The sequence below is a fragment of the Candidatus Magnetaquicoccus inordinatus genome (assembly GCF_004217665.1).
GTDB lineage: Bacteria > Pseudomonadota > Magnetococcia > Magnetococcales > Magnetaquicoccaceae > Magnetaquicoccus > Magnetaquicoccus inordinatus.
In genome coordinates, this window is the sequence record NZ_RXIU01000123.1 from 1 (window position 1) to 10,455 (window position 10,455).

The window sequence follows — 10,455 nt, forward strand, 5'->3', positions numbered from 1 at the left end:
CCCGAAGGGGCACTCTTTGGGAGGGCGGACGCCCGACATGCACACTTTCGCTTGTAGCAACAGTGAGGAAATTGGCAAATGCGCTTGCCCTGGAATGAATCCTGGCAGTACACGCTCTTGCATATTACTCTATACCAGAATCCCCATTGTGACCCCTCACACCCTGTGAGCACCGCGTGTTTGCCTCTCTGCTGATTGCCTGGATCCCAGCCCTGACCTTACTGCTCGCCGTCGCCTTGCAGGAGCTCTATATCCCCCTGGAGGCATGGTCGGTCTTGCGCCCCGATCTGCTGCTGATTGCCCTCAGCTATTGGCGCCTCTACCGTCCCGATCTCTGCACCATTCCCCTGGTCTTCGCCATCGGTCTGTTGGTCGATCTGCTCAGCGGCTCACAATTGGGTCTCAACGCCTTTACCAAATTAATCCTGCTGCTCTTGATTGGCCGTTTTGGACGCCGTCTGCGCGCTTTGAGCTTTCTGCATGTTCTCTTCGGTATCCTCTTTCTCTCCCTCCTGGATGCCAGCCTGCAATGGTTGATCATGAGCCTGATCAAAGGCTATGAGGCAAACTGGCCCATGCTCCTCGGCAGACCTGTGGCTACCTTGTTGATCGCACCCCTTTGGGCCTCCCTGCTGATTTATATCCACCACGGCTGGTTGGAAAATGTATAACAGCTCTCGCCCTCTCTCTTCCCCTCTCCGGTAAGCGCATGCTCGACGAAAAACCGAAAACTTTTCAGATCGATGCCCGCCGCCGCCTCCTGGTCCTCGGCGGAGGCATCTCTCTGCTCTTTTCGGCTTTGACCAGTCGACTCTTCTACCTGCAGCTTCTCAAAAGCGGCACCTTCCGCGACATGGCAGACGACAACCGCATCAGTCTGCAACTGCTCCCGGCATCACGCGGACGCATCTTTGATCGCAACGGCCTGCTCTTGGTGGAAAATCATCCCGATTATCAACTGGTGGCCATCCCGGAAATGGCGACCCAACACCTGCGCCGCTCCTCACGGGAACGCAGCGGCCTGCCTCGCCTCTTGGAACTCCTGAAACCGCTCCTGCAACTCGAAGAAAAAGAGATCCAGAGTGTGCTCAAACAGGCCAGCCGCCAACGCGCTTTCATGCCGGTGACCGTAAAAACACACCTGACCTGGGAGGAGGTCAGCCTGATTGAAACCCGTGTCCATGAACTGCCTGGAGTCACCATCGAAGTGCAACCACAACGCCACTATCGCATGGGTACACTGGCCTCACACGCCATCGGCTATCTGGGAGAAGTGACGGAAAAAGATCAAAATCGCTTTGTGGACATCGATTTTCGTTCCGGCGACCTGCTGGGCAAATCGGGTGTCGAACGGGCCATGGAAAATCAACTGCGCGGCATGGATGGATTACGGGAAATTGAGGTCAACGCCTATGGTCGGCAAGTGCGCGAACTGCGCCGTACCCCACCACGACCAGGACAGGATATTACCCTCACCCTGGATATGGATCTGCAACAGGAGGCTGAACGGGCCCTGGCAGAATCCTCCGGGGGCACCGGCGCCATGGTGATGATGCGTCCCCATTCCGGTGAACTGCTGGTCATGGCCAGCCAGCCCGCCTATGATCCCAACCAGTTTATCAACGGTTTTCTGCCCGATGAGTGGCGACAACTGACTCAGGATCCCAATCGCCCACTCACCAACAAAGCCATCCAGGGGCAATATCCTCCCGGATCCACCTTCAAAATGGTGGTGGTACTGGCCGCCCTGCGCCTGGGCAAACTCCACGAACACGACACCATCTATTGCCCAGGCTATACCACCCGCCAGGACCATCGCTTCTATTGCTGGAAACTGCGTGGTCATGGTTCGGTCAGCTTGCACCAGGCCATCGCCCAATCCTGCGATGTCTTTTTCTACGAACTGGCCGATCGGGTCGGTATCGATGCCATCCATCAACAGGCGCTGCGCATGGGGCTGGGAACCCTCACCGGTATCGCCCTGGATGGAGAACGGGCCGGCCTGATCCCCTCACGAGCCTGGAAACGCACCACCCATAAAGCTGGATGGTATCCCGGCGAAACGCTGATTACCGCCATCGGCCAGGGCTATGTCCTCTCCACACCCATGCAGTTGGCGGTCATGATCTCCGCCATCGCGAACGGTGGCGCCGTCTATCGACCCTTCCTGGTCAAATCCGCACAACCTCCCGCCATCCCCGGACAAAAACCAGGACCAGCCGGCATCACTCCCCTGTGGCATAACCATTTTCGCCCGGAACATATAGCCCTGATTCATGCCGGACTGGAAGAGGTGGTCCATGGCCCCCTGGGAACCGCCCGCACCGCCAAACTCAATGGCGTGCGCATGGCCGGCAAAACCGGTACCTCACAAGTGGCTCGCCACCGCCGCACGCAAAGCGGCACCCTGGTCAAAACCACCAATCGCCGCTTGATGGACCATGCCATGTTTGTTGCCTACGCTCCTGCACATCAACCGGAAATTGCCATCTCGGTCATCGTCGAACATGGCGGTGGCGGCGGCACCAATGCAGCACCTGTTGCCAAACGGGTCATGGATCTTTACTTTGCTAAACAGCGGGGAGAAACCATCGCAACAACCCACTCCCCAGGTGCCAACCCGATCCTGCCCAACCCGGATGATGAACTGGCTGAAGAACCACCCGATGACGCAAACGACAACCCCTGACATGTGGCTCCTCTCATGCGCCCAGCGGTAACCTCCCATAACCCGGTGACCGAACCACCCATCCATCCCGCTGATCCGGAACAAAAAAATCGTAATCCGGTCGAAGGGGTATTGAGTGTCGATGGCTCCACCACCCTGGGCTGGAAAGAGCGTTGGCAACGCTTTCCCTGGAGCCTGATCCTCCTGCTGACCCTGACCTCTCTGCTCGGCCTGGTGGTACTCTATTCGGCAGCCGGCGGCCATTTGAACCATCCAGACAACAGCAATATCCAGTTTATTATCCGTCAGGCTGTACGCTTTACTGTCGGTTTGGCCCTGCTCTTTGTCGTTGCCATCGCCGGCAGCGAACGCATCTACCGACGCTATGCCTATCTGGCTTATGGCATCTCCTTGGCACTGTTGATTGCCGTCTTTCTGTTTGGCAGCGTCAGCATGGGAGCCAGACGCTGGCTCGATCTTGGCTTTATGCGCCTGCAACCTTCGGAACTGATGAAAGTCACCTTGGTTTTGGCCCTGGCGCGCTACTATCATGATCGTGCTGTGGTTGCCGGTTTCGGCCTGCGCGATTTGGCCCTGCCTCTCCTCCTGATCATGCTGCCGGTAGCCCTGATTCTGAAACAACCCGATCTGGGCACCGCTATCATCATCGCTACCGTCGGCATGGCGGTGATCGTCATCGCCGGACTCTCCTGGAAAATGATCACACTCTCCCTCTGTCTGCTTGCCGCCGGTCTGCCGGTAGCCTGGAATGCCATGCACGATTATCAACGACAGCGAGTCTATACCCTCTTTTTTCCGGAACATGATCCGCTGGGCTCAGGATACCATATCATCCAATCAAAAATTGCCGTCGGATCCGGAGGCTTTTTGGGTAAAGGATTTTTGAACGGCAGCCAAAGCCATCTCGACTTTCTCCCGGAACGTCATACCGACTTTATCTTTTCCGTGCTGGCCGAAGAGTGGGGCTTTGTCGGCTGCATCACCCTGATGCTGCTTTATCTGCTGATTACTGCCCGCGGTCTGTTGATTGCTGCCACTGCCCAACACCGCTTTGGCCTGCTCACCGCCGTCGGCTTTATCGCTCTCTTCTCCTTTCAGGTCATCATCAATATCGGTATGGTCATCGGCCTGTTACCCGTGGTCGGTATCCCCTTGCCGCTCATCAGTTATGGAGGCAGCTCCATGATCACCCTGCTCTTCTCCATGGGTCTGATCGCCCATGTCGCCATCTATGCTAAACATTATCGTAAAACCATCGAATAGGATCTCTCCATGAAACTAAGCGAATTGGCTCAACAACTCCATCTGCAACCCCCTGTTTTGGATGCCCAGTTTACAGATGTGGCTCCCTTGGAGGAGGCAAAAAACAGTGATCTCTCCTTCATCAGCGAACGAAAGTGGCTCGACAAGGTGTTGGCCGGTGAAGCGCTGGCAGCCGCCTATCTGGTACCACAAGAGTTTTCCGCAGCCTTGCAACAAGCCTCCCTGCCCCATCTGCTGACCGCCACTCCAGCCTGGCATATCGCTACTGCCGGTGTGTTGCTGGGACGCCAGACCCTCACCGTCTCAGGCATCCATCCCAGCGCCAGCATCGATCCCAGCGCCCGCCTGGGACAAGGTGTCTCTGTTGCTGCCAAAGCGGTCATTGAAGCCGGAGTGGTTATCGGTGCTGACAGCGTCATTCATGCCGGAGCCATCATCCATCAGGGCACACAGATCGGCGCCCGCTGTATCATCGGCAGCAACAGCGTCATTGGCTTTGATGGCTTCGGCTATGAGGTCGTCCAAGGTCGCCCGCAAAAAATTCCCCATCTCGGCAGTGTCATCATCGAAGATGATGTGGAAATTGGTGCCAATACCACTATCGATCGCGGTCGCTTCGGCGCCACACGCATTGGCTGCGGCAGCAAAATCGATAATCTGGTGCAAATTGCCCATAACGTGGATATGGGCCGCTATTGCCTCATCGTCTCCCAGGTCGGCATCGCCGGCTCCTGTCGTCTCGAAGATGGGGTGATTTTGGCCGGTCAAGCCGGTCTGGTCCCCCATGTGACCATTGGCCGGGGTGCCCGTGTCGCTGCTTCCACCGGGGTGGCAGGCAACGTCCCTGCCGGCATAACCTGGTCCGGATGGTATGGGCAGGCGCACCGCGATAATATGACCCAATTGGCCGCTTTGCGTGGACTGCCGGCGTTTATCAAAAAAGTGAATGATTTTATAAAAAAGTGGGAAGCCAAAGCTTAACATAATTATTCAGGTTTGTGCCGGCTTGCCAGCTCTACCCCCAGTGGGAAGCCAAAGCTTGACGTAATTATTCAGGTTTGTGCCGGCTTGCCAGCTCTACCCCCATGGGGATGCTGTGCACATTGGCGCAAAAAAGCGCGCCAATCCGCACAGCTTGCTTCCATTAGGCGCGCCGCGCCGACGCAAAGAGCGCGTCGGCTTAATGTGAAAAGCGCGCCAAAGGCAAAAGATTAAAAGCAAAATCCCAGGGATTCCATCCCTGGACCCGGCCAGGGAGGTGCCCTCCCTGGACCCGCAGTTGTTTTTGGTGGTGAATAATTACAGCTTAACAAAGGTATCAACGCATGAAGAAACATAAAGCGCAAAACAGTACGCCACTGGTGACAGTGGTTGTGCTCAGCTACCACCGTGCGCCCTATACCGACCGCACCCTGCAGGCTCTTACCAGCATCGATGCCGGAGTCGATTTTGAGCTGATTGTGGTCGATAATGGCTCTGATGCCGATTCAGTTGCTGCTCTGCAGGCATGGGAGCAGAGTGGGTTGATCGATCAATTGATCCTGTTGCCAAATAATTTGGGCACCTCAGCCGGCTTTAATACCGGCTTTCAAGCCGCCCATCCGCACACGCAATTTCTCACCAAACTGGATAATGATATTCTCGTGATCTCCCCGCAATGGCTGCGGCAGATCGTGGACACCTTGAACAACGAAGAAAATGTGGGTATCGCCTCCACCGATATGATCAATCATACCTCGGTACAAAAACTGCCCGTACTCACCCTGCCCAGCGGACGCCAGGTACGCGATTGGCACGGTTGGCGGGCCGGAGGGGGCGGCATGACCTTCCGCAAGGAGCTGTATCAACAAATTGGTGGCTTTCGTACCGATTTTCCCGATGAACTCAAATTGATGCCCGACGATCTGGCCTTCTACTCATCGGTCACCAAAATGGGGCTCTGCTCTTATTATGTCTGTGCCGCCCAATCCTCCTTGCAATTGGAGTTGGACAACTCCTTTACCGATTATCGCTCCTGGAAAATCAGACAATATCAACTGTTAAGCTCACGTTTTTTCAACATCGCCAAGGGAGCCAGCCATTTTGCTCCCTTCATCAGTGCCATCCATCTGGCCACCTCTTCCTGGCAAGCCGGACAACGTCTGATCGTGGAAATCACCCTCACCAGCTCATTGGAGCAGTTATGCTGGATCGGCATGAGTCTGATCAACGGCCAACAGAGCCATAGCGACCCCTACAGCGACATCGTCGTGCGCAGCAAAGCAGGTCAAACCACCGTGCTGCGCTGGCTGCAACTGCCGATGAATGCGCAACCGGGTCAATATGACCTGGTCATTCGCCTGAGTGCCCTCTTGATCAATGAAAACCGCCTGCAGGTAGGAACTACTTTGGATTTGTTGCGTCAGGGGGGTGCGGTGACGATTGTAAACAATCTTGCCTGAATGCCAGACAACCCACTTGGTTTTGGCAATTTCCAGAATCTCTTAAAAAACGACCTGCATCCAAAGATGCAAAATCACACTTCAAAATTTGCCCCTGCCGACAGACCATCTCCATTCAGAAGAATGACCTGTCGGCAAAGACAACGCGATTAGATGCGGAAGAAGGAGATGGAGCTGCGCAAATGCTCAGCCTGCTCTGAGAGCTTTTCTGCTGTCGAGGCCAGTTCACCGGAAGCGCTCGCATTTTGTTGGATCACCTGATCCAACTGCTGAATCGCCTGATTGACCTGCATCGCACCTTGTGCCTGCTCACGACTGGAGGTGGCAATCTCCTGTACCAAGTCGGAAGTGCGCTGAATGTCTGGAACCAGATTGGCCAAACGGGTTCCTGCCTTTTCCGCCACCATCTTGCTGTGACCGGCCAAATGGGTGATCTCTCCCGCCGCTACCTGACTGCGCTCCGCCAGCTTACGCACCTCAGCCGCCACCACCGCAAAACCTTTACCATGTTCACCAGCCCGCGCCGCCTCAATGGCCGCATTGAGCGCCAACAGGTTGGTCTGCCGCGCAATCTCCTCAATACTGGAAATCTTGCCGGCAATCTCCTTCATCGCCGAAACCGCCTCGGAAACCGCCTGTCCACTCTCCTGCGCATCACGATTGGCCGATACCGCAATCTGCTCGGTTGCCGTGGCATTCTCGGTGTTGGTGGCAATATTGGCCGTCATCTCCTCCATCGCCGAAGAGGTCTCCTCGATGGAAGCCGCCTGATTGGTCGCCCCCTCGGAGACTATATAAGAGGTCGCAACCAAATCCCGGCTGCCGTCTGCTACCAACTCCGATGAACGGTGCACCTCACTGACCACTTCACGCAGCTTGTCGGCCATCCGCCCTAAAGCCGAAGACATCTGTCCTACTTCATCCTGACCGCCACCCTTGATCGTCACCTGCAGATCACCGTTGGCCATCGCAACCAAATTGCTGGCCATCTGCTGCACCGGATCCACAATCAGCTTACGCACCATGCCGGTAAACAATAAAAACCCTACGACAAAAATGGACCCCGCTGCCAGCGACATCTTCAGCATAATATCGGCTTTGGCACTGGAGAGCTCAGACAACGGCGAGGATAAAATAATCGCCCCTATCTGCTGATCCACCTTCCAGTCCTCTTGATCAAAACCAAACCAATCCACCTTCTGTTTGTTGCCATGGCACTCCAGACACCCTTCATCCGCACGGATCTCGCGAACAAACAAATATTGCCCACTGGCAGCATCCGCACGCGCCAAATCTTTTTTGCCACTGCGGCTCAACTCATCCAACAAAGCCAACTCTGTCGCATTGCCCTGCGCCTTGGGATCACGAGGACGATCCCTTTTGATCACCCGCACCCCCATGTGACTGTTGTTCATCGCCGCCTTGATGGCATCCAACATCCGGATCACAGGAATGGTGCGATGCAGATTGGTCTGCCGTGCACATTGCAGACGCGCTTCAGTCGATTCCGCCTTGCGACACTCTTTGGCCTGGGTAAACGCCTCCGAGGAGATCAATTCATCTTTCCAGGCTCTGCCCATCGCCACCCGCACATCATGCCCGGCATCCAAGGCTGCCAAAGCAGTGGAAGCCTTTTGATGTTCAAAAGCCTCGACCGCATCTCGTAAATGCAGATAACCCAATGCAAAAATCGCAAGCATAAACAGCGAGGTAAACAACAAGACCAGTTTTTTACCGATACTCATGCCTGCAACATTCATGGCAACCTTCCTTCCCGGGTTGATTAAAACAAAGCCATCCTACCAAACAAAATAAACAGTTAACATTAGCCTATACCTATGCGATAGTAAAGAAAAAACGACGTAGAATAAAACAAATTTGCCAAATTACAGACACTCGCAACGGCTGGCTTGTACACTCGCAACGACTGGTTTGCCTCTGTTATTGCTAACCGGACAAAAATGTATGCGTAAAAGCTCTGCGATGCTGCAAACAGGGAATCCGCTGCCGACTCCGCTGTATGCGCTCCGCATCCAACTCTGCTATCGCAAAACCTTTTCCTTCGGGACACTGCGCCACCACTTGCCCCCACGGCTCAATTATCATCGAATGACCATGGGTGCGCCGACCATTGGCGTGGCTCCCTCCCTGTCCGGCAGCCAAAATATAGCTAAAATTTTCAATGGCCCGCGCCCGCAACAACACCTCCCAATGGGCTTGACCCGTCACCTGCGTAAAGGCCGCCGGCACCGTAATCACCTCCGCACCCATTCCCGACAATGCCTGAAACAGCTCGGGAAAACGCAGATCATAACAAATGGTCAACCCCAGACGCGCAAACGGTGTCGCCACCACCACCGCCCGATCGCCCGCCTTGACCCGATCCGACTCCCGATAGGGACTCTCCCCAGCCAAGTCCACATCAAACAGGTGGATTTTGTCATAGCGCGCCTGAATCCGTCCGCTCGCATCCACCACAAAACAGCTATTGGTCATGCTCTCGCTGCCCGCAACCTGCAGAGCAATCGATCCCCCTACCACCCATACCTGGTGCCGGGCAGCAAACTCTTGTAAAAACTGTAAACTGGGGCTGCACTCCACATCCTCGCGATGCTGCAACTTTTCCGCATCGCTTCGTCCCATAAAGGAAAAGTTCTCCGGCAGAAGCAACAAGCCTGCCCCCTGCTTGCACGCAGACTCCATCAAAGCTCCCGCTTCCAGCAGATTCTGCTCCCGGTCTGCCGAAGAGCACATCTGAATCACCGCAGCCCGCATCCCACTCATCCCGCCAACAACTGGTCCAATTCACCCGCCGCTTCCAGCTCATGCAGATCGTCACAACCCCCTACATGCTGACCATTGATAAAAATCTGCGGCACAGTACGCCGACCATTGGCACGGCTAATCATCTCCTCACGCCGGTCGGGATGTTCGGTCAAATTGATCTCCTGAAACGCAACTTTTTTTTTGCTCAACAACGCCTTGGCCCGAATGCAAAACGGGCACACCGTGGTCGAATATATGATCACCTCAGCCATTACCTGCTCCTTGAATCCATAGGAATCGAATAATCCATTGCCTCCACCGGTGCCGCCACCTCTTCTGCATGCACCGCTGCCACACAGGCTACCACTACCCGCCTGGCTCCCGCCAGTTTTAATGCTCGTACCGCTGAATGTACCGTCGCTCCCGTAGTAAAAACATCATCAATCAACAACAGATCCTGACCAGAAACCTCCCTGTCCGCACGAAAGGCATCCTTGACATTTTCCGCACGTTCCCAGGCATTCAAGCTGGTCTGCGGCTTGGTGCGCTTGATGCGCTGCAACACTCCTGTACGCAATGGAACACCCAATGCTGCCGCCACACCCCCCGCCAACAAAGCTGATTGGTTATATCCCCGACGCAACAAACGCCACGGATGCAACGGCACCGGCAGCACCATCGCCACACTCTCCCATAGCAACTCGCGCTGCAAACGCTGCCAAAGCAACCAGGAGAGACTCTTGGCCCACTCCGTGTGGTCCGCAAACTTTAAGCCAATAATCCAATCGGAAATCGGCGGCGCATAGGAATAGGCAAAATAGGTCGCATCCGCATAACGACCTAAATTCCGGATACAGTGACCACAGCCATTGATGACTCCAGCCGTGCGCTGACCGCAACGCATACAATATCTGTCAGGCTGTTTGGGCAGTTGACGCATACACGCCGCACACAGTTGATCCAGCTCCTCCATCTCCTGCCCGCAATGCAAACAGGTGACTGGAAACATTCCATCCATCAACAATCGCCAACTGCGTCGCCACCATCCACCAGCCATCGGCTCCCCCCTTTGACCCCTATTCCAATTCCACTCTCAACAAACAGGCGAAAACATGCTCCTCTGCATTTTACGCCAGGGCAATCGCATTTAAAAATCAGAAAATTATTATGGAGGTCCAGGAGGAGATTATCTCCTCCTGGTGGGTGCAGGGCAAAGCCCCATATGCGCTAACATGTTTTCCCCGATACAGCCATTTGTCGCTTACGTTTTCGCGGTGATTCTGCCAGTTGGGTCAG

9 protein-coding genes are annotated in these 10,455 nt (G+C 55.1%); 5 read left to right on the forward strand and 4 right to left on the reverse strand.

The genetic code is table 11. The features are described 5' to 3' along the window. The first annotated feature begins 176 nt into the window (after positions 1-176). The 5 genes from mreD to EJP87_RS09990 all read left to right on the forward strand — a co-directional run bounded on the left by mreD (position 177) and on the right by EJP87_RS09990 (position 6,393). A complete protein-coding gene (gene mreD / locus EJP87_RS09970) occupies positions 177-671 on the forward strand; it encodes a rod shape-determining protein MreD (protein WP_130471723.1) in 495 nt (164 codons plus the stop codon). 38 nt (positions 672-709) lie between these two features. Beyond that, entirely contained in the window at positions 710-2,689 is a 1,980-nt protein-coding gene (gene mrdA, locus EJP87_RS09975; RefSeq protein ID WP_130471724.1) for a penicillin-binding protein 2, read from the forward strand. Positions 2,690-2,704: 15 nt separating this feature from the next. Beyond that, positions 2,705-3,952: a rod shape-determining protein RodA gene (gene rodA / locus EJP87_RS09980; protein ID WP_130471725.1), complete on the forward strand. Its 1,248-nt coding sequence runs from the start codon at positions 2,705-2,707 to the stop codon at positions 3,950-3,952. A gap of 9 nt (positions 3,953-3,961) precedes the next feature. Further along, on the forward strand, positions 3,962-4,933 hold the full coding sequence (locus tag EJP87_RS09985) for a UDP-3-O-(3-hydroxymyristoyl)glucosamine N-acyltransferase (RefSeq protein ID WP_130471726.1): 972 nt from the start codon (positions 3,962-3,964) through the stop codon (positions 4,931-4,933). A 344-nt stretch (positions 4,934-5,277) separates the two neighbouring features. Continuing rightward, the gene (locus EJP87_RS09990) at positions 5,278-6,393 is read left to right on the forward strand and encodes a glycosyltransferase family 2 protein (protein WP_130471727.1); all 1,116 of its coding nucleotides are present in this window, start codon (positions 5,278-5,280) and stop codon (positions 6,391-6,393) included. A gap of 149 nt (positions 6,394-6,542) precedes the next feature. On the opposite strand, the gene EJP87_RS09995 is transcribed toward EJP87_RS09990, so the two are convergent. The 4 genes from EJP87_RS09995 to EJP87_RS10010 all read right to left on the reverse strand — a co-directional run bounded on the left by EJP87_RS09995 (position 6,543) and on the right by EJP87_RS10010 (position 10,216). After that, on the reverse strand, positions 6,543-8,153 hold the full coding sequence (locus EJP87_RS09995; protein WP_130471728.1) for a methyl-accepting chemotaxis protein: 1,611 nt from the start codon (positions 8,151-8,153) through the stop codon (positions 6,543-6,545). Positions 8,154-8,340: 187 nt separating this feature from the next. Continuing rightward, complete coding sequence (locus tag EJP87_RS10000; RefSeq protein WP_227657563.1) at positions 8,341-9,168, reverse strand: carbon-nitrogen hydrolase family protein; 828 nt, start codon at positions 9,166-9,168, stop codon at positions 8,341-8,343. A gap of 5 nt (positions 9,169-9,173) precedes the next feature. After that, on the reverse strand, positions 9,174-9,431 hold the full coding sequence (gene grxC, locus EJP87_RS10005; RefSeq protein WP_130471730.1) for a glutaredoxin 3: 258 nt from the start codon (positions 9,429-9,431) through the stop codon (positions 9,174-9,176). Next, a complete protein-coding gene (locus EJP87_RS10010; protein WP_130471731.1) occupies positions 9,431-10,216 on the reverse strand; it encodes a ComF family protein in 786 nt (261 codons plus the stop codon). The genes grxC and EJP87_RS10010 overlap by 1 nt, the downstream gene beginning before the upstream one ends. Between the last annotated feature and the right edge of the window lie 239 nt (positions 10,217-10,455).

Coding starts and splice junctions, on each gene's coding strand:
- EJP87_RS10010 (WP_130471731.1), bottom strand. CDS start 10,216: ATGGCTGGTGGATGGTGGCGACGCAGTTGGCGATTGTTGATGGATGGA.
- rodA (WP_130471725.1), top strand. CDS start 2,705: ATGCGCCCAGCGGTAACCTCCCATAACCCGGTGACCGAACCACCCATC.
- EJP87_RS09985 (WP_130471726.1), top strand. CDS start 3,962: ATGAAACTAAGCGAATTGGCTCAACAACTCCATCTGCAACCCCCTGTT.
- EJP87_RS10000 (WP_227657563.1), bottom strand. CDS start 9,168: ATGCGGGCTGCGGTGATTCAGATGTGCTCTTCGGCAGACCGGGAGCAG.
- mrdA (WP_130471724.1), top strand. CDS start 710: ATGCTCGACGAAAAACCGAAAACTTTTCAGATCGATGCCCGCCGCCGC.
- EJP87_RS09995 (WP_130471728.1), bottom strand. CDS start 8,153: ATGAATGTTGCAGGCATGAGTATCGGTAAAAAACTGGTCTTGTTGTTT.
- EJP87_RS09990 (WP_130471727.1), top strand. CDS start 5,278: ATGAAGAAACATAAAGCGCAAAACAGTACGCCACTGGTGACAGTGGTT.
- grxC (WP_130471730.1), bottom strand. CDS start 9,431: ATGGCTGAGGTGATCATATATTCGACCACGGTGTGCCCGTTTTGCATT.